The organism is Pseudomonas sp. s4 (genome assembly GCF_046764235.1).
Taxonomy (GTDB): domain Bacteria; phylum Pseudomonadota; class Gammaproteobacteria; order Pseudomonadales; family Pseudomonadaceae; genus Aquipseudomonas; species Aquipseudomonas asiatica.
The window spans coordinates 510,527-534,094 of sequence record NZ_CP177209.1 but is presented as its reverse complement, the minus strand read 5'-3'; the positions used below and the strand labels follow the sequence as shown (position 1 = coordinate 534,094).

The 23,568-nt window shown below is 62.5% G+C and carries 21 protein-coding genes; 14 read left to right on the top strand and 7 right to left on the bottom strand.

What is annotated here, in order from left to right:
• Positions 1-5 precede the first annotated feature (5 nt).
• Positions 6-2,393: a PAS domain S-box protein gene (locus ACK56M_RS02400; protein WP_100413372.1), complete on the bottom strand. Its 2,388-nt coding sequence runs from the start codon at positions 2,391-2,393 to the stop codon at positions 6-8.
• Positions 2,394-2,487: 94 nt separating this feature from the next.
• Here ACK56M_RS02400 and ACK56M_RS02395 point away from each other — a divergent pair, with 94 nt between their 5' ends.
• Entirely contained in the window at positions 2,488-3,486 is a 999-nt protein-coding gene (locus tag ACK56M_RS02395) for an alpha/beta hydrolase family protein (protein ID WP_054573709.1), read from the top strand.
• A gap of 108 nt (positions 3,487-3,594) precedes the next feature.
• On the opposite strand, the gene ACK56M_RS02390 is transcribed toward ACK56M_RS02395, so the two are convergent.
• Genes ACK56M_RS02390 through ACK56M_RS02380 form a run of 3 tightly spaced genes read right to left on the bottom strand, consistent with a single transcriptional unit; the run spans position 3,595 to position 6,051 of the window.
• Positions 3,595-4,362: a TerB family tellurite resistance protein gene (locus ACK56M_RS02390; protein ID WP_015268726.1), complete on the bottom strand. Its 768-nt coding sequence runs from the start codon at positions 4,360-4,362 to the stop codon at positions 3,595-3,597.
• 1 nt (position 4,363) lies between these two features.
• The gene (murU, locus tag ACK56M_RS02385; RefSeq protein WP_015268725.1) at positions 4,364-5,035 is read right to left on the bottom strand and encodes an N-acetylmuramate alpha-1-phosphate uridylyltransferase MurU; all 672 of its coding nucleotides are present in this window, start codon (positions 5,033-5,035) and stop codon (positions 4,364-4,366) included.
• Positions 5,032-6,051 carry an aminoglycoside phosphotransferase family protein gene (locus tag ACK56M_RS02380; RefSeq protein ID WP_015268724.1) on the bottom strand — a complete coding sequence of 340 codons (1,020 nt, stop codon included), beginning with the start codon at positions 6,049-6,051 and terminating at the stop codon, positions 5,032-5,034. Before ACK56M_RS02380 ends, murU begins: the two co-directional genes overlap by 4 nt.
• A 130-nt stretch (positions 6,052-6,181) precedes the next feature.
• Between ACK56M_RS02380 and ACK56M_RS02375 the strand changes: the two genes are divergently transcribed.
• The 11 genes from ACK56M_RS02375 (at position 6,182) to ACK56M_RS02325 (ending at position 20,318) form a co-directional block, all read left to right on the top strand.
• Positions 6,182-8,989, top strand: a complete 2,808-nt coding sequence (locus ACK56M_RS02375) for an LPS-assembly protein LptD (RefSeq protein WP_102084038.1) — start codon at positions 6,182-6,184, stop codon at positions 8,987-8,989.
• Complete coding sequence (locus tag ACK56M_RS02370) at positions 8,970-10,289, top strand: peptidylprolyl isomerase (protein ID WP_054573706.1); 1,320 nt, start codon at positions 8,970-8,972, stop codon at positions 10,287-10,289. The genes ACK56M_RS02375 and ACK56M_RS02370 overlap by 20 nt, the downstream gene beginning before the upstream one ends.
• Positions 10,286-11,275, top strand: coding sequence for a 4-hydroxythreonine-4-phosphate dehydrogenase PdxA (gene pdxA, locus ACK56M_RS02365; RefSeq protein WP_038408583.1), 990 nt, complete (start codon positions 10,286-10,288; stop codon positions 11,273-11,275). The genes ACK56M_RS02370 and pdxA overlap by 4 nt, the downstream gene beginning before the upstream one ends.
• A complete protein-coding gene (gene rsmA / locus ACK56M_RS02360; RefSeq protein WP_100413376.1) occupies positions 11,272-12,072 on the top strand; it encodes a 16S rRNA (adenine(1518)-N(6)/adenine(1519)-N(6))-dimethyltransferase RsmA in 801 nt (266 codons plus the stop codon). The genes pdxA and rsmA overlap by 4 nt, the downstream gene beginning before the upstream one ends.
• A 320-nt stretch (positions 12,073-12,392) precedes the next feature.
• Positions 12,393-12,773: a Co2+/Mg2+ efflux protein ApaG gene (apaG, locus tag ACK56M_RS02355; RefSeq protein WP_013970590.1), complete on the top strand. Its 381-nt coding sequence runs from the start codon at positions 12,393-12,395 to the stop codon at positions 12,771-12,773.
• Complete coding sequence (locus ACK56M_RS02350; protein ID WP_100413377.1) at positions 12,773-13,639, top strand: symmetrical bis(5'-nucleosyl)-tetraphosphatase; 867 nt, start codon at positions 12,773-12,775, stop codon at positions 13,637-13,639. The genes apaG and ACK56M_RS02350 overlap by 1 nt, the downstream gene beginning before the upstream one ends.
• A gap of 14 nt (positions 13,640-13,653) precedes the next feature.
• Positions 13,654-13,983 carry a thiosulfate sulfurtransferase GlpE gene (gene glpE, locus ACK56M_RS02345; protein ID WP_100413378.1) on the top strand — a complete coding sequence of 110 codons (330 nt, stop codon included), beginning with the start codon at positions 13,654-13,656 and terminating at the stop codon, positions 13,981-13,983.
• A gap of 283 nt (positions 13,984-14,266) precedes the next feature.
• Positions 14,267-16,189 carry a PrkA family serine protein kinase gene (locus tag ACK56M_RS02340; protein WP_015268718.1) on the top strand — a complete coding sequence of 641 codons (1,923 nt, stop codon included), beginning with the start codon at positions 14,267-14,269 and terminating at the stop codon, positions 16,187-16,189.
• A gap of 130 nt (positions 16,190-16,319) precedes the next feature.
• Positions 16,320-17,591, top strand: coding sequence for a YeaH/YhbH family protein (locus tag ACK56M_RS02335; protein ID WP_013970586.1), 1,272 nt, complete (start codon positions 16,320-16,322; stop codon positions 17,589-17,591).
• Complete coding sequence (locus tag ACK56M_RS02330; RefSeq protein ID WP_013970585.1) at positions 17,588-19,156, top strand: SpoVR family protein; 1,569 nt, start codon at positions 17,588-17,590, stop codon at positions 19,154-19,156. Before ACK56M_RS02335 ends, ACK56M_RS02330 begins: the two co-directional genes overlap by 4 nt.
• Before the next feature lie 55 nt (positions 19,157-19,211).
• Positions 19,212-20,318: a multifunctional CCA addition/repair protein gene (locus tag ACK56M_RS02325; RefSeq protein ID WP_015268717.1), complete on the top strand. Its 1,107-nt coding sequence runs from the start codon at positions 19,212-19,214 to the stop codon at positions 20,316-20,318.
• 48 nt (positions 20,319-20,366) lie between these two features.
• Here ACK56M_RS02325 and folK read toward each other — a convergent pair whose 3' ends face one another.
• Together folK and folB are read right to left on the bottom strand one after the other, a co-directional pair.
• Complete coding sequence (gene folK / locus ACK56M_RS02320; RefSeq protein ID WP_015268716.1) at positions 20,367-20,876, bottom strand: 2-amino-4-hydroxy-6-hydroxymethyldihydropteridine diphosphokinase; 510 nt, start codon at positions 20,874-20,876, stop codon at positions 20,367-20,369.
• A complete protein-coding gene (gene folB, locus ACK56M_RS02315) occupies positions 20,867-21,223 on the bottom strand; it encodes a dihydroneopterin aldolase (RefSeq protein ID WP_004375185.1) in 357 nt (118 codons plus the stop codon). Before folB ends, folK begins: the two co-directional genes overlap by 10 nt.
• Positions 21,224-21,297: 74 nt before the next feature.
• Here folB and plsY point away from each other — a divergent pair, with 74 nt between their 5' ends.
• On the top strand, positions 21,298-21,867 hold the full coding sequence (plsY, locus tag ACK56M_RS02310) for a glycerol-3-phosphate 1-O-acyltransferase PlsY (RefSeq protein WP_004375186.1): 570 nt from the start codon (positions 21,298-21,300) through the stop codon (positions 21,865-21,867).
• 3 nt (positions 21,868-21,870) lie between these two features.
• Here plsY and tsaD read toward each other — a convergent pair whose 3' ends face one another.
• A complete protein-coding gene (tsaD, locus tag ACK56M_RS02305; protein ID WP_015268715.1) occupies positions 21,871-22,896 on the bottom strand; it encodes a tRNA (adenosine(37)-N6)-threonylcarbamoyltransferase complex transferase subunit TsaD in 1,026 nt (341 codons plus the stop codon).
• Between the two features lie 204 nt (positions 22,897-23,100).
• On the opposite strand from tsaD, the gene rpsU reads away from it, so the two are divergent.
• Entirely contained in the window at positions 23,101-23,316 is a 216-nt protein-coding gene (rpsU, locus tag ACK56M_RS02300) for a 30S ribosomal protein S21 (protein WP_003255575.1), read from the top strand.
• Positions 23,317-23,568: the final 252 nt, after the last annotated feature.

Sequence of the window (23,568 nt, the reverse complement as noted above, 5' to 3'; positions counted from 1 at the left end):
CTCTCCTACTCCAACGGTATGGCCACGCTCAGGCTGGTGCCTTCGCCCGGTTCACTGTCCAGCGCCATGCTGCCGCCCAGCATCAGCACCCGCTCACGTACCCCTACCAGGCCGAACGAGGTGGGCCGAGGCTGGTCGCGGCAAAAGCCCTGGCCGTCATCGCTGACGGTCATGCGCAATTGCCCGTGCTCACGCACCAGTTCGATCTCCACGCTATGGGCCTGGGCATGGCGCATCACGTTGGTCAGCGCCTCTTGGAGGATACGGAACAGCCCGATGGCCTTGGCATCGCTCAATGCTGGCAGATTATCCGGTACTTGCACCAGGCAGGGGATTTGCGTGCGTGCTTCAAAGCGCCGCGCCTGCCATTCAATGGCCGAGGCGATGCCGGCATCGAGAATCGGAGGACGCAAGGCAGTGGCTACGTCGCGCACCAGCTGGAACAGCTGGGCGATCAGGCGCTTCATGCTGGCCAGCCGCTCGTTCAGCCCCGGGTCCAGCTCGGCGAAGGCCAGCTCGCACATCGACACTTCCAGCTTGAGCACGGTCAGCATCTGCCCCAGTTCATCGTGCACTTCTCGGGCGATGCGGGCTTTTTCTTCCTCACGCACGCTTTCCAGGTGGGCCGACAGTTCGCGCAGCTGCTCCTGGGACCTGGCCAGCGCCAGCTCGGCCCGCTTGCCCTGCGTGATGTCCCAAACCACACCGTCCCATACCACCCGGCCGTTACCCAGGCGCCGGGTACTGGCTTTGATGTCGGCCCAGCGCTGTTCACCCTGGCGGGTGAGGATGCGCCCCTGCCAGGACCAGTCCTGGTCGCTGGCCAAGGCCAGGTCCTGCACCCGGTGGTAATCGGCACGGTCCTCAGGGTGCACCAGGTTGCGCAGGCCCATCTGCGGGTCCTGGATCTCACTGGGCGAATAGCCCACCAAGGCCTCGCTGCCTTCGCTGATGTAGGGGAATTCCAGGTCGCCCTCGGCCGGGTCGCGCTCCAGGCGGAACACCAGCCCCGGCACGTTGCCGGCAATGCCCTTGAGCCGCGCCTCGCTTTCGCGCAGGGCCGCCAGGGCGCGGTAGCGCTCGGTGACATCGGCGAGGTACACAACCAGGTACTCGGAGTCACGAAAGCGCAGAAAACTCAGCGACAGCTCGACCGGCAACAGGCTGCGGTCAGCCCGGCGGCACTGCGTCTCGAACTGACCAACACCGCCCGCCCCGGTACGTGCGCCCTTCCACAGCTCCAGCCAGCGATCCATGGTCAGGCTGGGTTCAAAGTCGCTCAGCGGCCGCTCCAGCAGTGCGCCTTCGCCGTAGCCCAGCATGCGCTCGGCGGCATGGTTGGCGTAGCGTACGTGGCTGTCCCAGTTGACCCAGAGGATGCCCACCGTGCTCTGGTCGATGGCAAACTGACTCAGGCGCAACGCTTCTTCGCGCACTTGCCGCTCCACAAGACTTTCGCGCGTGGCCAACAGGCTGCGCTCCAGCTGGCGCTGTTGCCGACGCTGCCACACCAGGGTGGCCAGCGCGCACAACAGCAGCAAGCCGAACAGCAGTGCCAGGTTCTTCCAGAATCCTGTCGACTCGCTCAAGCGTGGGTACTTTGGCTGCAGCCAACGCTGGTGCAGTTGCTCAAGTTCCTTGGCCGGCAGCGCCTGCAGGCCACGCTCCAGCACATCAGCCAGCAGCGGCCAGTCGCGCCGCGAACCGATGCGCAACAGTTGCGGCAGGCCGATATCGCCGACCACAGCCAGCTCGCCAAACTCGCTTTCGCGCGACAGGCGGCTGAGCTGAGCTTCATCCAGCACGGCGAAACTGGCCTGGCCGCCCACCACCAATTGCAGGGCCTCGCGCTCGTTGGGTACCCCTTGCAGGTTGAGGTTGCTGTAGTTACCGCGCAGGTAGTCCGCCAGCTGGCTGGGCATGCGCACCGCCACCCGCTGCTCGGCTCCGAGCGTTTCCAGTTCCACGGCCATCGTCCCGGTGCGCGGCCCCACCACCAGTTGCGGCACGCGCATGTAAGGGTCGCTGAACAGCCACAGACGCAGGCTGGCAGGGGTCTGGGTAAGCCCCGGGGCAAAGTCGATTTCGCCGGCCTGGAGGGCATGTTCGAGGCTGGCCTGGTCGGCGAAGTTGCGCCAGGTAAGGTCCAGCCGCAGCGCCTGCGCCAGGCTGCTCACCAGTTCCACGTTGGCACCGTACAGTTGCTGCAGGCGCCGGTCGAACTGAGCGTAGGGCGCCTGCAACACCAGGCCGACACGCAGGCTACGATGTGTATCCAGCCATTGCTGCTGGGCAGGTTCCAGGGCAACCGTGGGCACCGCTTCGGGCCTTGCCAATGCAATCAAGGGCAGCCAAAAGCAGCCGATAACCAACAGGCGACGCACTCGCTTCATCTACACGCTCGTCTTGGCAAAGCGGCCATGCAGCATGGCCGTCACGGGCAAATACCATTAGGCTGCCGGTATCATTCTGGCCCCGGGTTGACTCATGTCCACACTTTATCGCACGACGCTGGCAATGTGCTGCCTGGCCTCGATCCTTCCACTCGGCGCCCTGGCCGCCGATGCCGAAAAACCATCCACCACCACCGAGGCACCCGTTGCCCAAGCTCCTCGCCCGCCGCTGCTGGAACGCAGCCAGGAGGATGCCCAGGCACTTGAACGGCTGGTGCCCAAGGCCGAACAGCAGACCCTTCAGGCCGGTGCCGACAGCTTCCTGGCCTTGTGGAAACCAGCCAACGACAGCGATCCACAGGGCGCGGTCATCATCGTCCCGGGGGCTGGCGAAACGGCTGACTGGCCGAATGCGGTCGGCCCGCTGCGGCAGAAGTTCCCCGATATCGGCTGGCACAGCCTCAGCATCAGCCTGCCTGACCTGCTCGCCGACAGCCCGCAGGCGCGAGTCGAGGCCAAGCCGGCTACCGAGCCGGAGCCAGACAAGGGCGAAAGCGCCCCGGCCAAGGACATGCCGGCCGATGCCAATGCTAACGTCGCCCAGGCTACCGCAGCCGATGCCGACACCGCAGAGAGCACTGACGCCAAACAGGCCAGCGAACAAACCGACCCAGCCGATGCCGAGCGCATTTTCGCCCGCCTGGATGCTGCGGTGGCCTTTGCCCAGCAGCACAACGCCCGCAGCATCGTGCTGATCGGCCATGGCAGCGGCGCATATTGGGCGGCCCGCTATCTGAGCGAGAGGCAGCCACCACAGGTGCAGAAACTGGTAATGGTTGCCGCGCAGACACCAGCACGGGTGGAGCATGACCTGGAAAGCCTGGCGCCAACCTTGAAAGTGCCGACTGCCGACATCTACTACGCCACCCGCAGCAGTGACCGCAATGCAGCCGCACAGCGCCTGCAGGCCAGCAAGCGGCAGAAGGACAACAAGTACCGGCAGTTGTCGCTGATTGCCATGCCGGGGAACAAGGCGGCCGAGCAGGAGCAACTGTTCCGCCGGGTGCGGGGGTGGATGAGTCCGCAGGGGTAAGGTTTGCCATGATGGCCCTGTCGCCGGCACTCCAGCTCCCACAGGTACACCACAGTGTTCAGGGTCAGTGCAATACCTGTGGGAGCTGGCTTGCCCGCGATAGGGCCATCAAAGCCCGCGCCGCTTGCGGATCATGGCATAAGCCTGATGCAGCTCCCGGGTCCGCTCGGTTGCTTCACGCACCTGCGACTCACTGGCACCAGTACCCGCCAGCTTGTCCGGGTGGTGCCGGCTGACCAGCCGACGATACGCCTGCTTGACCTTGTCGCCATCGGTATCCGCCTCGACCGCCAGCAAGCGCAACGCCGCCGCATAGGTCATGGCGACCCCTTCCGGCCCCGCCGCCTTGCGTGGTTCGTACTCCAGCGACATGGCCTGCACCTGCCGCCGGCTCAGGCCCAGTTTCTGCCCCCAGTCCAGCAGCAGTTCACGCTCCTTGTTGCCCATCTTGCCGTCGGCCCAGACCATGCGCCAACAGGCACGCAGGGTACCTTCGGCCGCATGCGGCTGCTGGCGAATGCGCCGCAGGTGCCCACCCAGCCGGTCCTTGCCCGCCTTGCCGCGGTTGAACGCAGCAATCGCACGCAGCCGAGCCTCTTCGGCCAGGTCCAGGCGCACCATCTCCTGGCGCGCCTGCTGAATATGCTGCTCGCCCACCCGGCCATCGCACTTGGCCAGGCGCCCGAGCATCACGAACAGCAATTCGTCGTCCTGCAACGCCGGGCGCCCACCCAGGCGTTCACGCATGTCCTCCCAGCCTTGCAAACGCAGGCGACGGTCCATGGCCTGCCCGAGCAACGCCCCGAGCAAGGCCCCGGGGATGCTGGCAACGGCAAAGCCGGCACCGACACCAATCACCGTGCTTGGCCACCACATGTCAGGCACGCTCGCGGATCAGGCGCTCGGCCTCGGCCAAGCGTTCGAGCGTACCGACATCAACCCAGTGCCCACGGTAGTGCTCGCCACTGACCTGGCCCGCAGCCATGGCCTGACGCAGCAACGGCGCCAGCTTGAAGGCGCCAGGCTGGCAGCCTTCGAACAGCGCCGGGTGCAGCACCGAAAGGCCACTGAAGGTCAGCGTGCCAGGCGCATCATCACCATCGACCACCCGCTCACCCACCAGGCGGAAGTCGCCGCGGCCGTGATGGCCTGGGTTGTCGACCAGCACTAGGTGAGCCAGGCCTTGCAGGGGAGCCTGCAGGCGCGCGAAGTCGTAGTCGGTCCAGACATCGCCGTTCACCAACAGGAACGGCGCGTCACCCAGCAATGGCAGGGCCTTGAAGATGCCACCGCCGGTTTCCAGCGGCTCTCCTTCGGGCGAATAGCGGATGCTCAGGCCGAAACGGCTGCCGTCACCCAGGTGGTCCTCGATCTGCTGGCCGAGCCAGGCATGGTTGATCACCACCTCGGTGACGCCCGCCGCAGCCAGGGCCCGCAGGTGGTACTCGATCAATGGCTGGCCGGCGACCGGGACCAGCGGTTTGGGGGTGTGCAGGGTGAGCGGGCGCATGCGCTCGCCTTTGCCCGCTGCCAGGATCATTGCCTTCATGCACGCGCTCCGGCCTGCAACTCGGCAATCAGCTCACCCAGCTCCGCCAATTCGGGCCGGCGGCTGATCACTTCTTCTATATAGGCGAAGAAGCGCGGTACGTCGCCCAGGTAACGGGGTTTGCCGTCACGGTGGCAGATACGGGCGAAAATACCGATCACCTTCAGGTGGCGCTGTACACCCATCAGGTCGCTGGCACGCTGGAACGCCTCGAAATCGGCCTGCACCGGGATGCCGGCAGCCTGCGCCTTCTGCCAGTAGTCGCGCAGCCAGCCTTCGACCCGCGCCTGCGGCCAGCTGAGGAACGCGTCCTTGAACAGGCAGGTGATGTCGTAGGTGACCGGGCCATACACGGCATCCTGGAAGTCCAGCACGCCGGGGTTGGGCGTGCTCTGCATGAGGTTGCGCGGCATGTAGTCTCGGTGCACCAGCACCTTGGGCTGGGCCAGTGCGCTGTCGATCAGCAGCTGGCTGATTCGTTGCCAGGTGGATTTCTGGGCATCGCTGAAGGCCAGGCCAAGCTCACGACCCACGTACCACTCCGGGAACAACTCAACTTCACGGCGCAACAGCGCATCGTCGTAGCTGGGCAACGGCGCGTCCATCGGCAGGCGCTGAAACGCCAGCAGTGCGTCGATGGCATCGGCGAACAGGCCGTCGGCGTTGTCCGCATCAATGATATCAAGGTATGTCTGGTGGCCCAGGTCACCCAACAGCAGGAAACCACGTTCCAGGTCCTGGGCATGGATCAGCGGCACGTGCACGTCGGCGCTGGCCAGCAGGTGGTCGATGGCGACGAACGGTCGGCAGTTTTCCTGTGGAGGTGGTGCATCCATGATCACGAAGCTGTGGCCGGCACCCTGCCAGCGGAAATAACGGCGGAAGCTGGCGTCGCTGCTGGCCGCGGTCAAGCTGCCTGCAGGCACGTCGCCCCAGGCATTTTTCCGGAAAAGATCATTGAGCTGCTCATCGAGCCAGACCGTCAGTTGTTGCAGGCGTACATCGTGTTCAGGCATTACAAGGGTCTCCGACGGCCCTAGCCGTCAAGCGGGTCATGCTTTATTATCCAGCATCTTTTTCAGACCATCGAGAGGCGTGCGGCCCCACACGCGGGCAGATGGCACGCAGGAAGCCCGGACTAATAAGATGGCATTGAAATCCCCCGCGTTTCGTAGAAAGTTTCCGTTGCTGGTAACCGGCGGTCTGCTGGCCCTGCAACCTCTGGCCACGTCTTACGTGGTGGCAGCCGAACAGTTCGACTGCCAAGTGTCCGCCTCCGGTGGTTGGGACTGCAAGCCCAAGACCCCAACCAACAACCTGCCGCCGCGCCCGGTGCACGAGGGTGCTGCCGTCAGCACCGGCACCGAAGCCGCGAGCGAAGGCGAAACCGCGGACCGGCCGATGCTGGTCACCGAGGCCAAGGGCCGTGGCCTGAAGTCGCGTAGCGAAGACTACAGCCACCTGGACTGGGTTCCGCGTGAAAAGCTCACTGCCGCACAGTTGGCCGAAACCGGCCCGTACTGCGGAGGCGCCTACATCGAGCCAACCCGCCCTGGCATGGCCGACACCACGCCGAAGGACGAGTCGCCGACCTACATCAACGCCAAGGTATCCAAGTACCAGCAAGAGCAGCAGATCGCTACCCTCGCCGGTGACGTGGTGATGCGCCAGGGCAGCATGCAGGCCGAGGCCGACGAGGCCAACCTCTACCAGACCGAAAACCGTGGCGAGCTCAAGGGCAACGTCAAGATCCGTGACAACGGTTCTCTGGTGGTCGGTGACGAGGCACAGATCCAGCTCGACACGGGCGAGGCCCAGGTCGACAACGCCGAATACGTGATGCACAAGTCGCACATCCGCGGCAGTGCCCTGTACGCCAAGCGTGGCGAGAACGCCATCATCCGCCTCAAGGACGGTACGTACACCACCTGCGAACCGGGCAGCAACGCCTGGCAGCTGAAGGGCAACAACATCACCCTGAACCCGGCCACCGGTTTCGGTACCGCGACCAACGTTACGCTGCGGGTCAAGGATTTCCCGGTGTTCTACACACCGTACATCTACTTCCCGATCGACGACCGTCGCCAGTCCGGCTTCCTGCCGCCATCGTTCAGCAGCACCAGCGATACCGGCTTCATGCTGGTCACGCCGTACTACTTCAACCTGGCGCCGAACTACGATGCCACGTTGTATCCGCGCTACATGACCAAGCGCGGCCTGCTGATGGAAGGCGAGTTCCGCTATCTGACGCCTTCCAGCGAAGGCCAGTTCGGTGGCGCGTACCTCAACGACAAGAACGACGACCGTAAAGACCAGACTGACTACAAAGAGCAGCGCTGGATGGTCAACTGGCAGCACAAGGGCGGGCTGGACGAGCGCCTGATGACCGAGGTGGACTACACCGACATCAGCGACCCGTTCTATTTCCAGGACCTGGAGTCTGATCAGATCGGTGTTGAAAGCAAGGACATCCTGGATCAACAGGGTGCACTGACCTGGCGCGGCGACAGCTACACCGCGCGACTGAACGTGCATGCCCATGAAATGGCGACCATCTCCCAGATCACGCCGTACGATCGCCTGCCGCAAATCACATTCAACGGTACGCTGCCGTTCCATCCTAGCGGCTTGAACTTCGGTTACGAGACGGAAGCAGTACGCTTTGATCGCAATCTGAAAGATGACTTCGTCTTCGACGAAGATGGCAACCCAGACACCAGCGTTGGCGGCGTGCCGGGTAAACGACTCGACGAAAATATCTTCGGCGTAGCTCGCTCCACGGGCAACCGCTTCAATGTCGCACCGTCGATCAGCCTGCCGATGGAAGCCAGCTATGGCTATATCACGCCAAAGCTGAAGTACATGTACACGCATTATGACCTTGATCTGGACAGCAAGGGCAAACAAGACCTGATCGATAACCCGGGCCGGATCGATCTTTACGGTGACTTCAAGAGCAACCAGGACCGTGACGTTCCGATCTTCAGCGTCGACAGTGGCCTGTACTTCGACCGCAACACATCCATGTTCGGCACGAACTACAAGCAGACCCTCGAACCGCGCCTGTTCTATCTCTACGTTCCATACAAGGACCAGGTCGACATCCCGCTGTTTGACTCTGGGGAGACGCTCTTTAGCTACGACTCTCTATTCCGCGACAACCGCTTCAGCGGTGTCGACCGCATCGGCGACGAGAACAAGCTGTCGCTGGGCGTGACCACCCGCTGGATCGAGGAAAACGGCTTCGAGCGCCAGAACTTCAGTATCGGCCAGGCCTACTACTTCAAAGACCGCAAGGTCCAGTTGCCAGGCATCGACTACCGCGACCGCAAGGATGCGCAATCCGATGTGTCGCCGTACGCCCTGCTGTACAACTACTATTTCAACCGCGACTGGCGCTTCAATTCGGACTTCAACTGGGACCCGGACAGCCGCAGCACCCGCTCGGGCAGCGCGATGTTCCACTACCAGCCTGAAGACAACCCGAACAAGGTGGTCAACCTCGGTTATCGCTACCGTAACGACACCATCGCCTACGACTCCACCACCGGTACCTGGAAAGTGGGCGGCGGCGACTATGGCAACCCGGGCGACCCGAACTACATCAAGGACTACTACAAGATCCAGCAGCATGACTTCTCGGTCATCTGGCCGATCGTTCCGCAGTGGAGCGTCATCGCTCGCTGGCAGCACGACTACAACCGCAACCGCACCCTGGAAGCCATGGGCGGTTTCGAGTACGACAACTGCTGCTGGAAGCTGCGCCTGATCAACCGTTACTGGATCGACTACGACGACTTCAGCCAAGCCCTGCCGCAGAACGAAAAAGGCGACCACGGCATCTTCCTTCAGATCGTGCTGAAAGGCCTCGGTGGTGTAGTCGGCAACAAGGTCGAATCTTTCCTCGACCAAGGCATTCAAGGTTATCGTGAACGTGAAGACCAAGCTTATTGATCGACTGCGCCCGGCGTTGCTGGGCGTTGCATTGCTGAGTGGCGCGGTGCATGCCGCGGTACAACCTCTTGATCGCGTGGTGGCCATCGTCGACAACGACGTGGTCATGCAAAGCCAGCTGGACCAGCGTGTCCGCGAGGTCCAGCAAACCATCGCCAAGCGTGGCGGCGGCATGCCGCCTGCCGGTGCGCTGGATCAGCAGGTGCTGGAACGCCTGATCGTCGAGAACCTGCAGTTGCAGATCGGCGAGCGTTCCGGCATCCGCATCACCGACGAAGAGCTGAACCAGGCCATGGGCACCATTGCCCAGCGCAATGGTATGTCGCTGGACCAGTTCCGCGCCGCCCTGGCTCGTGACGGCATGTCGTTCGACGACGCCCGCGAGCAGGTCAAGCGCGAGATGATCATCAGCCGCGTGCGCCAGCGCCGCGTGGCCGAGCGTATCCAGGTCTCCGAGCAGGAAGTGAAGAACTTCCTCAACTCCGACCTTGGCAAGATGCAGATGTCGGAAGAGTACCGCCTGGCCAACATCCTGATCCCGACCCCGGAAGCGGCCAACTCGGAAGCCATCCAGGCCGCCGCGCGCCAGGTTGGCGATGTGTACCAGCAGCTCAAGCAGGGCGCGGACTTCGCCCAGATGGCCATTGCCCGCTCCGCCAGCGAAAACGCCCTGGAAGGTGGCGAGATGGGCTGGCGTAAAGCCGGCCAGCTGCCACCAGACTTCGCCAAGATGCTCAGCAGCATGCCGGTTGGCGAAATTACCCAGCCCATCCGCATCCCCAACGGCTTCATCATCCTCAAGCTCGAGGAGAAGCGCGGTGGCAGCGAGAACGTGCTGCGTGACGAAGTGCACGTTCGCCACATCCTGATCAAGCCGAGCGAGATCCGCAGCGAGGCGGCCACCGAGCAACTCGCCGAGCGCCTGTACGAGCGCATCAAGAACGGTGAAGACTTCGGTGAGCTGGCCAAGAGCTTCTCGGAAGACCCGGGTTCGGCGCTCAACGGCGGCGACCTCAACTGGGTTGACCCGAACAGCCTGGTACCGGAGTTCCGCGAGCAGATGGCCAACGCCGCCCAAGGCGAGGTCACCCGTCCGTTCAAGACCCAGTACGGCTGGCATGTCCTGGAAGTGCTGGGCCGTCGCGCCACCGACAGCACCGAACAGGCTCGTGAGCAACAGGCCATGAACGTACTGCGCAACCGCAAGTACGACGAAGAGCTGCAGACCTGGCTGCGCCAGATCCGCGACGAGGCCTACGTTGAAATCAAGCTGCCTGGCGCTGACCAGGCCGCCCAGTGAAGCCCCTGCGCTTCGCCGTCACCCCCGGCGAGCCGGCCGGCATAGGCCCTGACCTGTGCCTGCTGCTCGCCGCAGACGCCCAGCCCCACCCCCTGATCGCCATCACCAGCCGTGACCTGCTCGCCGAGCGGGCCACGCAGCTGGGGCTGGCCGTCAACCTGCTGCCGGTAGCGCCGGGCCTATGGCCCGAGCAGCCGGCGCCAGCGGGTAGCCTGTACGTCTGGGATACCCCCCTGGCGGCCCCGGTAGTGCCGGGCCAGCTCGACAAGGCCAATGCCGCGTTTGTGTTGGAAACCCTGACCCGTGCCGGGCAAGGCTGCCTGGAAGGGCATTTCGCCGGGATGATCACCGCCCCTGTACACAAGGGCGTAATCAACGAAAGCGGTATCGCCTTCTCCGGGCATACCGAATTCCTTGCCGAGCTGACCCACACCGCACAAGTGGTGATGATGCTGGCCACCCGTGGCCTGCGCGTGGCCCTGGTGACCACGCACCTGCCGCTGCGCGACATTGCCGACGCCATCACTGCCGAGCGCGTCGAGCGTGTAACCCGTATCCTGCATGCCGACATGCGCGACAAGTTCGGCATTGCCAACCCGCGCATCCTAGTGTGCGGCCTCAACCCACACGCGGGCGAGGGCGGCCACCTGGGCCGCGAAGAAATCGACATCATCGAGCCGACCCTGGCCCGCCTGCGCACCGAAGGCATGGACCTGCGCGGGCCGCTGCCGGCCGATACCCTGTTTACCCCCAAATATCTGGAGCACTGCGACGCGGTGCTGGCGATGTACCACGACCAGGGCCTGCCCGTACTCAAGTACAAAGGCTTCGGCGCTGCGGTCAACGTGACCCTGGGCCTGCCGATCATCCGCACGTCGGTCGACCACGGCACCGCCCTCGACCTGGCCGGTACCGGCAAGGTCGACACCGGCAGCCTGCGCGTCGCGCTGGAAACCGCCTACCAGATGGCCGAGAACCGACCATGAACGAGCAATACCAACACCGGGCGCGCAAGCGCTTCGGCCAGAACTTCCTGCACGACGCCGGCATCATCGACCGCATCCTGCGTGCCATCAACGCCAAGGCCGGCGAACATCTGCTGGAAATCGGCCCCGGCCAGGGCGCCCTGACCGAAGGCCTGCTGGGCAGCGGGGCACAACTGGACGTGGTGGAACTGGACAAGGACCTGGTGCCGATCCTGCAGCACAAGTTCGCCGACCGCAGCAATTTCCGCCTGCACCAGGGCGACGCCTTGAAGTTCGACTTCAACCAGCTAGGCGTGCCACCGCGCAGCCTCAAGGTGGTGGGCAACCTGCCCTACAACATTTCCACCCCACTGATCTTCCACCTGCTCAGCCATGCCGGGTTGATCCGCGACATGCACTTCATGCTGCAGAAGGAAGTGGTCGAGCGCATGGCCGCCGGCCCTGGCGGTGGTGACTGGGGGCGTCTGTCGATAATGGTGCAGTACCACTGCCGGGTCGAGCACCTGTTCAACGTTGGCCCGGGCGCCTTCAACCCGCCGCCGAAAGTGGACTCGGCCATCGTCCGCCTGGTGCCGCACGAAGTGCTGCCACACCCGGCCAAGGACGCAAAGCTGCTGGAGCAGGTGGTACGCGAAGCCTTCAACCAGCGTCGCAAGACCCTGCGCAACACCATGAAAGGCCTGCTCGACAGCACGGCCATCGAAGCTGCCGGCGTGGATGGCAGCCTGCGCCCTGAACAGCTGGACCTGGCCGCCTTCGTGCGCCTGGCTGACCAGTTGGCCGATCAGCAAGCCTGATATCGCCTGTACCGGCCTCTTCGCGGGCAAACCCGCTCCCACAGGTACTGCACAGCCCTCAAAATCTGCGTAGTACCTTGTAGGAGCAGCCTTGTGCTGCGAAGAAGGATTTTCTTCGACAGTAATGGCCTCTTCGCAGCACAAGGCTGCTCCTACAGGTCCTGTGCATACCTTGAAACCCATGCTCTCCAGGTAGGAGCGGGTTTACCCGCGAAAGGGCCGGGACAGACAACACAAACCCCCAAGCCCCTCACCGCTGGCCCTCACCCCTCCCAATGGCCTAGACTGCATTACTGCGTCAGTTTGCCCAAGGCCCTTGCATGTCCGACCCTCGCTATAAAATCGACGTTAGCGTCGTGACCCGCTACCTCAAAGAACAATCCGACCCCGAAAACAGTCGTTTCGCTTTCGCCTACACCATCACTGTGCAGAACAATGGCTCGCTCAAGGCCAAGCTGCTGTCGCGCCACTGGCTGATCACCAACGGTGACGGCGAGGTCGAGGAGGTGCGTGGCGCCGGCGTGGTCGGCCAGCAGCCCAATATCGACCCGGGCCAGAGCCATACCTACAGCAGCGGCGCGGTCATCAGCACCCGCGTGGGCACCATGCAGGGCAGCTACCAGATGTTCGCCGAAGACGGCAAACGCTTCGATGCCGAGATCGCCCCCTTCCGCCTGGCGGTGCCCGGGGCGCTGCACTGATGGCTACCTATGCCGTCGGTGACCTGCAGGGCTGCCTGCAGCCACTCAAGTGCCTGCTCGAACGGGTCAATTTCAACCCCGCCGTCGACCACCTGTGGCTGGTCGGCGACCTGGTCAACCGCGGCCCCGAGTCACTGGAAACCCTGCGTTTCCTTTATTCGATCCGCCAGTCGCTGGTGTGCGTGCTAGGCAACCATGACCTGCACCTGCTGGCCGTCTGGCATAACGTCGAACGCCTGAAGAAAAGCGACACACTGCGCGAGATCATCGAAGCACCGGACGCCGATAAGCTGTTCGACTGGCTACGCCAGCAAAAGCTGCTGCATTACGACGAACCCCGTGGCATTGCGCTGGTTCACGCCGGTATTCCACCGCAATGGACCTTGGGCAAAGCCCTGGAACTGGCCGCCGAGGTAGAGGAAGTGCTGCGTGACGATGAGCGCCTGAAACTGTACCTGGACGGCATGTACGGCAACGAGCCGAACAAGTGGAGCAAGAGCCTCACCGGCATCGAACGCCTGCGGGTCATCACCAACTGCCTCACGCGCATGCGCTTCTGCACCGCCGAGGGCAAGCTCGACCTCAAGAGCAAGGAAGGCCTGGATACCGCCCCCAAGGGCTACAAGCCCTGGTACGCACACAAAGGCCGCCGCTCACGCCACGTGAAGATCATCTTCGGCCACTGGGCCGCCCTGCAGGGGCAGGTCGACGAGCCCGGCATCATCGCCCTGGACACCGGTTGCGTATGGGGCGGTGCCATGACCCTGTACAACGTCGACAGCGGCGAATACCACCGCTGTGACTGCAGCGACGACGGCAACTTACGCCTCCCCACCCAAACGCCTACACTGAACGATCAATCCTGAAGGAAGCCGTACCCATGAGCGAATTCAAGCGCATCCATCCCGAACAGGCCCTGGCCCTTCGCGCGCAAGGTGCGGTAGTCGTCGACATTCGCGACCCGCAGGCCTTTGCCGCCGGCCACATCACTGGCGCCAAGCATCTGGATAACCATTCTGTCGCCGAGTTCATCCGCAATGCCGACCTCGACGCCCCAACCCTGGTGGTGTGCTACCACGGCAATTCCAGCCAGAACGCTGCGGCCTATCTGGTGAACCAGGGTTTCTCGGACGTATACAGCATCGACGGCGGCTTTGAGCTGTGGCGCGCCACCTACCCGGCCGAAACCGCCCAGGGCACTGCCGAATAATTTTTTCATTTTTACTGCAGCCCGCGCCCCATGCGGGCTTGCGGCTTATCTGACGAACGGTCGTTCGCAACTTCTCCACGCCTCGCCCTTGACCTTGCGGATAACCAACTATTCTTAAGCGCAGGCCATCCAGAAAAAGGGGAGAGCCGGTACACCGGCGTGCGGGTCATCGGTAGCGTTAAAGGGTGTTCTGGGGGGTATACAGCAATCGGCAGCCCCGGTTGCATGCCAGCATCAGCTGACTGATCCGGCGTCGTCTCCACGTATCGAGCGAGGTGACGTCATGAGTATTTTTAGCCACTTCCAACAACGTTTCGAGTCTACGCGCCAGGAAGAACTCTCGCTGCAGGAGTACCTCGAGCTGTGCAAAGAGGATCGCAGTGCCTACGCATCGGCGGCCGAACGGCTGTTGCTGGCCATCGGTGAGCCGGAGCTGATCGACACCTCAACCAACTCCAGACTGTCGCGAATCTTCTCCAACAAGGTTATCCGCCGCTATCCGGCCTTTGCCGACTTCCATGGCATGGAAGAGTGCATCGACCAGATCGTGTCCTACTTCCGCCACGCCGCCCAAGGCCTGGAGGAAAAGAAACAGATCCTCTATCTGCTGGGCCCGGTGGGCGGCGGTAAGTCGTCGCTGGCCGAAAAACTCAAGCAGCTGATGGAAAAGGTACCGTTCTACGCCATCAAGGGCTCGCCGGTATTCGAGTCGCCATTGGGCCTGTTCAATGCCACCGAAGACGGGGCCATTCTCGAGGAAGAGTTCGGCATCCCGCGGCGCTACCTGAACACCATCATGTCGCCCTGGGCCACCAAGCGCCTGCAGGAGTTCGGCGGCGACATCAGCAAGTTCAAGGTGGTGAAGCTGTACCCGTCGATCCTCAACCAGATCGCCATCGCCAAGACCGAACCTGGCGACGAGAACAACCAGGACATTTCGGCCCTGGTCGGCAAGGTCGATATCCGCAAGCTCGAGGAATTCCCGCAGAACGACGCCGACGCATATGCCTATTCGGGCGCGCTGTGCCGGGCCAACCAGGGCCTGATGGAATTCGTCGAGATGTTCAAGGCCCCGATCAAGGTCCTGCACCCGTTGCTTACCGCCACCCAGGAAGGCAACTACAACAGTACCGAAGGCCTCGGCGCCATCCCCTACTCCGGGATTCTACTGGCCCACTCCAACGAATCGGAGTGGCACACCTTCCGTAACAACAAGAACAACGAGGCGTTCATCGACCGGATCTACATCGTCAAGGTGCCGTACTGCCTGCGCGTCAGCGACGAAATCAAGATCTACGACAAGCTGCTGATCAACAGCTCGCTGGCCAAGGCGCACTGCGCGCCAGATACGCTGAAGATGCTCGCCCAGTTCACCGTGCTGTCGCGCCTGAAAGAGCCGGAAAACTCCAACATCTACTCGAAGATGCGGGTGTACGACGGGGAAAACCTCAAGGACACCGATCCGAAGGCCAAGTCGATCCAGGAGTACCGCGATGCCGCCGGCGTCGACGAAGGCATGAACGGCCTGTCGACCCGCTTCGCGTTCAAGATCCTGTCCAAGGTGTTCAACTTCGATCCGCATGAAGTGGCCGCCAACCCGGTGCACCTGCTTTATGTGCTGGAGCAGCAGATCGAGCAGGAACAATTCCCGGCGGAAGTGCGCGAACGCTACCTGCGCTACCTGAAGGAGTACCTGGCCCCGCGCTATATCGAGTTCATTGGCAAGGAAATCCAGACCGCCTACCTGGAGTCCTACAGCGAGTACGGCCAGAACATCTTCGACCGCTACGTGCTGTATGCAGACTTCTGGATTCAGGACCAGGAATACCGCGACCCGGAAACCGGCGAAATCCTCAACCGTATCGCCCTCAACGAAGAACTGGAGAAGATCGAGAAGCCGGCCGGCATCAGCAACCCGAAAGATTTCCGCAACGAAATCGTCAACTTCGTGCTGCGCGCCCGCGCCAACAACAACGGCAAGAACCCGAGCTGGCTGAGCTACGAAAAGCTGCGGGTGGTGATCGAGAAGAAAATGTTCTCCAACACCGAAGACCTGCTGCCGGTCATCAGCTTCAACGCCAAGGCAAGCAAGGAGGACCAACAGAAACACAACGACTTCGTCACGCGTATGGTAGAGCGTGGCTACACCGACAAACAGGTTCGTCTGCTGTCGGAATGGTACCTGCGGGTCAGGAAATCGCAATAAAGCGACAAGCTACCCACCGCGCGCCCAGGGCTGCCATGCCAGCCCTGGGCGGCGGCAGCTGCTTTGCTGCCTTTATGTGCAGCAGCTCGTAGCTTGAAGCGCGCAGCTGTTCCCAGCTACCGGAGGGACCATGAGCTACGTTATAGATCGACGCCTGAACGGCAAGAACAAGAGCACGGTGAACCGCCAGCGCTTCCTGCGGCGGTACCGCGAACACATCAAGAAAGCCGTCGAAGAGGCGGTAAGCCGCCGTTCCATCATGGACATGGAACATGGCGAGCAGATCAGCATTCCGGGGCGCGACATCGACGAACCGGTGCTGCACCATGGTCGCGGGGGCAAGCAGACCATCGTGCACCCAGGCAACAAGGAATTCACCGCCGGTGAACACATCCCCAGGCCACAAGGCGGTGGCGGTGGCAGCGGCCGAGGCAAGGCCGGCAACTCCGGCGAAGGCATGGACGACTTCGTATTCCAGATCACCCAGGAAGAATTCCTCGAGTTCATGTTCGAGGACCTCGAGCTACCCAACCTGGTCAAACGTCACCTGACCGGGGCCGACACTTTCAAGACCGTGCGCGCCGGTATCGCCAACGAAGGCAACCCGTCACGCATCAACATCGTGCGCACCCTGCGTTCGGCCCATGCCCGGCGCATCGCCCTGACCGGCAGCAGCCGCGCACTGCTGCGCGAAGCGCAAAAGGAACTCGCCCGACTGAAGGTCGAGGAGCCAGACAACTTCACCGATATCCAGGAAGTCGAACACGAGATCGAACGCCTGAAGGCACGCATCAACCGCCTGCCCTTCCTCGACACCTTCGACCTCAAGTACAACCTGCTGGTCAAGCAGCCCAACCCCAGCTCCAAGGCTGTGATGTTCTGCCTGATGGACGTGTCCGGCTCGATGACCCAGGCCACCAAGGACATCGCCAAGCGCTTCTTCATCCTGCTGTACCTGTTCCTCAAGCGTAACTACGACCGCATCGAAGTGGTGTTCATCCGCCACCACACCAGCGCTCGTGAAGTCGACGAGGAAGAATTCTTCTATTCGCGGGAAACCGGCGGCACCATCGTTTCCAGCGCGCTGAAGCTGATGCAGGAGGTCATGGCCGAACGCTACCCGGCCAGCGACTGGAACATCTACGCCGCCCAGGCCTCCGACGGCGACAACTGGAACGACGACTCGCCGATCTGCCGTGACATCCTGGCCAAGCAGATCATGCCGCATGTGCAGTACTACACTTACGTTGAAATCACCCCGCGTGAACACCAGGCGCTGTGGTACGAATACGAGCGCATCGGCGAAGCCTTCCCCGACACGTTCGCCCAGCAGCAGTTGGTATCGGCCGGCGATATCTACCCGGTCTTCCGTGAACTCTTCCAGCGCAGGTTAGCCACATGACCGCCAGAGCACAGAGACGCCAACCTATTTCCACCGGGTCCGAGTGGACGTTCGAACTGATCCAGACCTACGACCGGGAAATCAGCCGCCTGGCCGAGCGTTACGCCCTGGACACCTACCCCAACCAGATCGAGGTCATTACCGCCGAGCAGATGATGGACGCCTACGCCTCGGTCGGGATGCCGCTGGGTTATCACCACTGGTCCTACGGCAAGCAGTTCCTCAGCACGGAGAAGTCCTACAGCCGTGGCCAGATGGGCTTGGCCTACGAGATCGTGATCAACTCCGACCCCTGCATCGCCTACCTGATGGAAGAAAACACCATGTGCATGCAGGCACTGGTGATCGCCCACGCCTGTTACGGCCATAACAGTTTCTTCAAGGGCAACTACCTGTTCCGCACCTGGACCGACGCCAGTTCAATCATCGACTACCTGGTGTTCGCCAAGCAGTACATCGCCCAGTGCGAAGAGCGCCATGGCATTGATGCCGTGGAAGACCTGATCGACTCCTGCCATGCCCTCATGAACTACGGCGTCGACCGCTACAAGCGGCCTTATCCGATTTCCGCCGAAGAGGAGCGGCGGCGGCAGAAGGAGCGCGAGGAGCACCTGCAGCGGCAGATCAATGACCTTTGGCGGACCATTCCGAAGAGCGCCGACAAGGGTAACGAGCGAGATGATGCGCGCTTCCCCGCCGAACCGCAGGAAAACATCCTGTATTTCATCGAGAAGAACGCCCCGCTGCTGGAGCCCTGGCAACGTGAAGTGGTGCGCATCGTGCGCAAGATCGCCCAGTATTTCTACCCGCAGCGCCAGACCCAAGTGATGAACGAAGGCTGGGCGACGTTCTGGCACTACACACTGATGAACGACCTGTACGACGAGGGGCTGATCACCGAAGGCTTCATGATGGAGTTTCTGCAGTCGCACACCAGCGTGGTATTCCAGCCCGGCTTCGACAGCCCCTACTACAACGGCATCAACCCCTACGCACTGGGCTTTGCGATGTATACCGACATCCGCCGCATGTGCGAAAACCCGACCGAAGAAGATCGGCGCTGGTTCCCCGACATTGCCGGCAGCGACTGGCTTTCTACCATCAAGTTCGCCATGAGCAGCTTCAAGGACGAGAGCTTCATCCTGCAGTACCTGTCGCCGAAGGTCATTCGCGATCTGAAGCTGTTCAGCATCCTCGATGACGACCAGCGCGACGACCTGTATGTACCTGCCATCCACGACGAGGCCGGCTACCGGACCATTCGCGAACTACTGGCGGCGCAGTACAACCTGGGCAACCGCGAACCGAACGTGCAGATCTGGAGCGTTGACCGCCGCGGCGACCGCTCGCTGACCTTGCGTCACCAGCAACACAACCGCAAACCGCTGGGCGATTCTACCGATGAAGTGCTCAAGCACCTGCACCGCCTGTGGGGCTTCGACATCCACCTGGAGACCGTCCAGGGAGAGCAGGTGATGAAAACCCACCACATGCCACCACGCGGCGAGCACGGCGAAAGCGCCGACTATGGCCGCATGGATCTGGCTGTCATTCACCACCTCTAGTGCAACTTCAAGGCTGCCGACGGGTTATCCTGTCGGCAGTTATGGAGAGCTGCACATGCACATCTACAAAGTCGGCGGCGCCGTGCGCGACCGCCTGCTCGGCCGCCCTGTCAGCGATATCGACTGGCTGGTGGTCGGCGCCACGGTCGAGGAAATGCACGCCAAGGGCTTTCGACCGGTCGGCGCTGATTTCCCGGTGTTCCTGCACCCGAAAACCGGCGAGGAATACGCCCTGGCGCGCACCGAGCGCAAGAGCGGGCGTGGCTACGGCGGTTTCACTTTCCACGCCAGCCCCGATGTGACCCTGGAAGAAGACCTGATCCGTCGTGACCTGACCATCAATGCAATGGCCGAGGACGAGACGGGTACGGTATACGATCCCTATCATGGCCAGGACGATATCGATCAACGCCTTTTACGCCATGTTTCCCCGGCATTCGCCGAAGATCCGTTGCGCGTACTGCGTGTCGCGCGCTTTGCTGCCCGTTATGCACCGCTGGGATTCCGGGTTGCCGATGAGACGCTTGAGCTGATGCGTCAGATCAGTGCCTCTGGCGAATTGCAGGCGCTGACCGCCGAGCGCAGCTGGAAGGAAATCGAGCGGGCGCTGATGGAGGCGCAGCCACGGATGTTTTTCCAGGTGCTGCGTGCTTGCGATGCTCTGCAGGAACTGCTGCCCGAACTGGATGACGGCCCCCAGGCTCTGGCAGCATTGGAACAGGCTGCAATGCACGACCAGCCCCTGCATATACGCTGGGCCTGCCTGCTACAGCCGCTGGCACCGGACGCCATCAAGGCAGTCAACAAGCGCCTGAAGGCGCCGCGAGAGTGTCAGGAGCTGGCGTTGCTGACGGGTGAGTGCCTGGAGCTAGGCAACCAGGCGCAGGAACTGCCTGCCGCGACAATCCTGGAGCTGTTGCAGAAGTTCGACGTGTACCGGCGGCCGCAGCGGTTCGAGGATTTCCTGATCGCTTGCGAGATGACAGCACTGGGCGAGGGAAAATCGGGTTATCCACAGGCCGACTACCTGCGAGGGGCAGCGGCGGCGGCGCGGGCAGTGGATGTTAAGCCATTGGTGCAGGCAGGGCTGACCGGCCAGGCCTTGGGTGAAGCGCTCAAAAGTGAGCGGCTGAAAGCGCTCGAGGCTTACAAGCGCGATTGAGCATACCGGTCCTTTCGCGGGCGTGCCCGCGAAGAGGCCGGTACAGGCTTACGCGGGAGTCAGCTGCAACCCACGCCACTCAAAGGCAACCGGCGCCAGCACCTGATCAATTTGCGCCTCCTGCCACAACTGCGCCATTGTCTTGCCTACCCCCGGATGCACAAGCTCCGGCGCCAGCAGCGACAGTGGCCACAGCACAAAGGCGTTCTTCAGGATCTCGGCCCGAGGCAACACCAGCCCATCGAACGTGCCGTGCAAGTCGTCATACATCAGCACGTCGATATCCAGCGGCAGCCCCTTGCGGTCCGGGGCATAGCGGCCATTGTCGGCCTCGATGAACTTCAACCGGCGGTCCAGTTCGATCAACGGCAACGCAGTCTGCCCAGTCACCACGAAGTTGATGAACGGACCGCTCTTGATCCCCACCGCCTGGCTTTCGAACGCCGGCGAGCAGCGCATGTCGGTCAGGATGCCTGCCAACGCATCGAGCCCGGCGCACAAATGCACCTCGCGATCAATGTTGCTGCCAAGGCCCAGGTAAACCGTGCTCAGAGACATCCGCGCTCGATCTCCACGCCAACACCGCCACGGGCCGCCGGTACCGCACCCGGCTTGGTCAGCTTCAACCGCACCCACGGGATGTGGAACTCTTCCATCAACGTCGCCACCAGGCGCTCGGCGAAAGTTTCAACCAACTCGAAACGCGCCTGTTCGGCAAACGCCTGGATACGGGCCGACACACTGGCATAATCCAGCGCCAGGTTCAGGTCGTCACCCGCCGCAGCCGGGCGGTTATCCCAGGCAAAGCTCAGGTCCAGGCGCAAGCACTGGCGAATATCCCGCTCCCAGTCATAGGCACCGATGACGGTATCGACTTCCAGGCCTTCGATGAACACTCTGTCCAAGCACTTCTCTCCACAGCACGACAAGGGCGACTGGCGCCGTTAGAATCAGGGCGTCCTCGCCCGGAATAGTTAGCATGTTTTGGTTACTGGCGTTGCTCGCCTACCTGCTTGGCTCGCTGTCCTTCGCCATCGTCCTCAGCCGCCTTACGGGCAGCCCGGACCCGCGCTCCAGCGGTTCAGGCAATGCCGGCGCCACCAACATGCTACGCCTGGCAGGCCGCAAACTGGCGATCCTGACCCTGCTTGGCGACCTGTGCAAGGGCCTGTTGCCGGTATTGCTCGCCCGCGGTGCCGGCCTGGACCTGCAAGCGCAGGCCTGGATTGGCGTTTGCGCAGTGCTGGGCCACCTGTTCCCGCTGTACTTCCGCTTTCAGGGCGGCAAGGGCGTGGCAACCGCCGCCGGCATGCTCATGGCCCTGTATTTCCCAGCCGCGCTGCTGGCCATCGGCGCCTGGCTGCTGACTTTCTACCTCACCCGCACCAGTTCGCTGGCGGCACTGATCGCCACACCACTGACCTTGCCGTTGCTGGCCTGGCGCGAGCCAGAGGCCCTGCTGCCGATCACTGTGTTGACGGCTATGATCGTATGGCGCCATCGCAGCAACCTGCGCGACCTGTTCGCAGGCCGCGAACGGCACTTCTGAAGCTTAAAGCGGCGGCAACTGCTCCATCGGCCAGCGTGCCTGCACACTGATTGCCAGGTCTTGCTGTTGCCCGGCCAACAACCGCTGGCAGCCGGCATAGGCGATCATCGCACCGTTGTCGGTACAGAACTGCGGGCGCGCGTAGTACACGTTGCCCTTGATGCTGCCGAGCATGTCCTCGAGGGACGCACGCAGTGCCTTGTTGGCGCTGACGCCACCGGCAATGACCAGGCGCTTGAGGCCAGTCTGTTTCAACGCCCGCTTGCACTTGATGGTCAAAGTCTCCACCACCGCCTGCTGGAATGCCAGGGACAGGTCGCAACGGGTTTGCTCACTGTCGTCGCCGGCATCGCGGCACTGCTGCCAGGTGTTCAGGGCAAAGGTTTTCAGGCCGCTGAAGCTGAACTCCAGGCCCGGGCGGTCGGTCATCGGCCGCGGGAACACGAAGCGGCCAGGCACACCGCGTTCGGCCAGACGGGCGATTTCCGGGCCACCGGGGTAGTTCAGGCCGATCAGCTTGGCGGTCTTGTCGAACGCTTCGCCGGCGGCGTCGTCCAGGCTCTCGCCCAGCAGCTCGTACTGGCCGATGCCATCGACCCGCACCAGCTGGGTGTGACCACCGGAAACCAACAAAGCGACGAACGGAAACTCCGGTGGGTTTTCTTCCAGCATGGGTGCCAGCAGGTGGCCTTCCATGTGGTGTACGCCAATCGCCGGGATGTCCCAGGCAAAGGCCAGCGCCTGGGCGCACGAGGCCCCCACCAGCAGGGCACCGACCAGGCCAGGGCCTGCGGTGTAGGCGATGGCGTCGATCTCGGTGGCGACGCAGCCGGCCTCATCCAGCACCTGGCGGATGAGTGGCAGCATGCGCTTGACGTGGTCGCGCGAGGCAAGCTCTGGCACCACACCGCCGAACACGCGGTGCAGGTCGATCTGGCTGAACAGCGCGTCGGCCAACAAACCGCGCTCGCTGTCGTATAATGCGACGCCAGTTTCGTCGCAGGATGTTTCCAATCCCAGTACTAGCATGGGTTCGTCCCTTGTGGGGGCTGAATTCGAAGCCGCGCATGATAGTCCCCGTGTCGGATGCCGACCAGCGGTTTTCGATCAGAGGCTTTGCATTCCGGCTTGCTAAGGGTTAACATCCGCAACCCTTGAAAACCGACGTTCTCCAGCACACCTTTGTTTTGCCAGGAGCACGTCTACCCCGGTAATGAATTAAGGTAGCCCTGGATGCCAGCCGTCAAAGTTAAAGAGAACGAACCCTTCGACGTAGCTCTGCGTCGTTTCAAGCGCTCCTGCGAAAAAGCCGGTGTACTGGCTGAAGTTCGTAGCCGCGAGTTTTACGAGAAGCCGACCGCCGAGCGTAAGCGCAAAGCAGCTGCTGCTGTTAAGCGTCACGCCAAGAAAGTTCAGCGCGAACAGCGCCGCGCCGTTCGTCTGTACTAATACAGGCGTTCTACGCAAAGCTTCTGCCCTGCCCGGCTAACCGCCGGGCGATGGCAGTGGTCGTTTCAAACTTGAGCAGCTAGCTCAAGGCCCTGCACAAGCTTCATGCGAACTGCACATGGGCAACCTGCCTGAAACGTCAGAGCTGGTCCTCCTTGTTGTATGACCAGACGTGCACGTCCGACTGACGGGCCCTCAGGGGCTGGCGACGAGCACACATTCCCTCGCACTTTCCCAAGCGGCACTCGCCCC

Bases quoted from the DNA above. Each gene is read 5' to 3' on its own strand.
- ACK56M_RS02400 (WP_100413372.1), bottom strand. From the start codon at position 2,393: ATGAAGCGAGTGCGTCGCCTGTTGGTTATCGGCTGCTTTTGGCTGCCC.
- ACK56M_RS02395 (WP_054573709.1), top strand. From the start codon at position 2,488: ATGTCCACACTTTATCGCACGACGCTGGCAATGTGCTGCCTGGCCTCG.
- ACK56M_RS02390 (WP_015268726.1), bottom strand. From the start codon at position 4,362: ATGTGGTGGCCAAGCACGGTGATTGGTGTCGGTGCCGGCTTTGCCGTT.
- murU (WP_015268725.1), bottom strand. From the start codon at position 5,035: ATGAAGGCAATGATCCTGGCAGCGGGCAAAGGCGAGCGCATGCGCCCG.
- ACK56M_RS02380 (WP_015268724.1), bottom strand. From the start codon at position 6,051: ATGCCTGAACACGATGTACGCCTGCAACAACTGACGGTCTGGCTCGAT.
- ACK56M_RS02375 (WP_102084038.1), top strand. From the start codon at position 6,182: ATGGCATTGAAATCCCCCGCGTTTCGTAGAAAGTTTCCGTTGCTGGTA.
- rsmA (WP_100413376.1), top strand. From the start codon at position 11,272: ATGAACGAGCAATACCAACACCGGGCGCGCAAGCGCTTCGGCCAGAAC.
- apaG (WP_013970590.1), top strand. From the start codon at position 12,393: ATGTCCGACCCTCGCTATAAAATCGACGTTAGCGTCGTGACCCGCTAC.
- ACK56M_RS02350 (WP_100413377.1), top strand. From the start codon at position 12,773: ATGGCTACCTATGCCGTCGGTGACCTGCAGGGCTGCCTGCAGCCACTC.
- glpE (WP_100413378.1), top strand. From the start codon at position 13,654: ATGAGCGAATTCAAGCGCATCCATCCCGAACAGGCCCTGGCCCTTCGC.
- ACK56M_RS02340 (WP_015268718.1), top strand. From the start codon at position 14,267: ATGAGTATTTTTAGCCACTTCCAACAACGTTTCGAGTCTACGCGCCAG.
- ACK56M_RS02335 (WP_013970586.1), top strand. From the start codon at position 16,320: ATGAGCTACGTTATAGATCGACGCCTGAACGGCAAGAACAAGAGCACG.
- ACK56M_RS02330 (WP_013970585.1), top strand. From the start codon at position 17,588: ATGACCGCCAGAGCACAGAGACGCCAACCTATTTCCACCGGGTCCGAG.
- ACK56M_RS02325 (WP_015268717.1), top strand. From the start codon at position 19,212: ATGCACATCTACAAAGTCGGCGGCGCCGTGCGCGACCGCCTGCTCGGC.
- folK (WP_015268716.1), bottom strand. From the start codon at position 20,876: ATGTCTCTGAGCACGGTTTACCTGGGCCTTGGCAGCAACATTGATCGC.
- plsY (WP_004375186.1), top strand. From the start codon at position 21,298: ATGTTTTGGTTACTGGCGTTGCTCGCCTACCTGCTTGGCTCGCTGTCC.
- tsaD (WP_015268715.1), bottom strand. From the start codon at position 22,896: ATGCTAGTACTGGGATTGGAAACATCCTGCGACGAAACTGGCGTCGCA.
- rpsU (WP_003255575.1), top strand. From the start codon at position 23,101: ATGCCAGCCGTCAAAGTTAAAGAGAACGAACCCTTCGACGTAGCTCTG.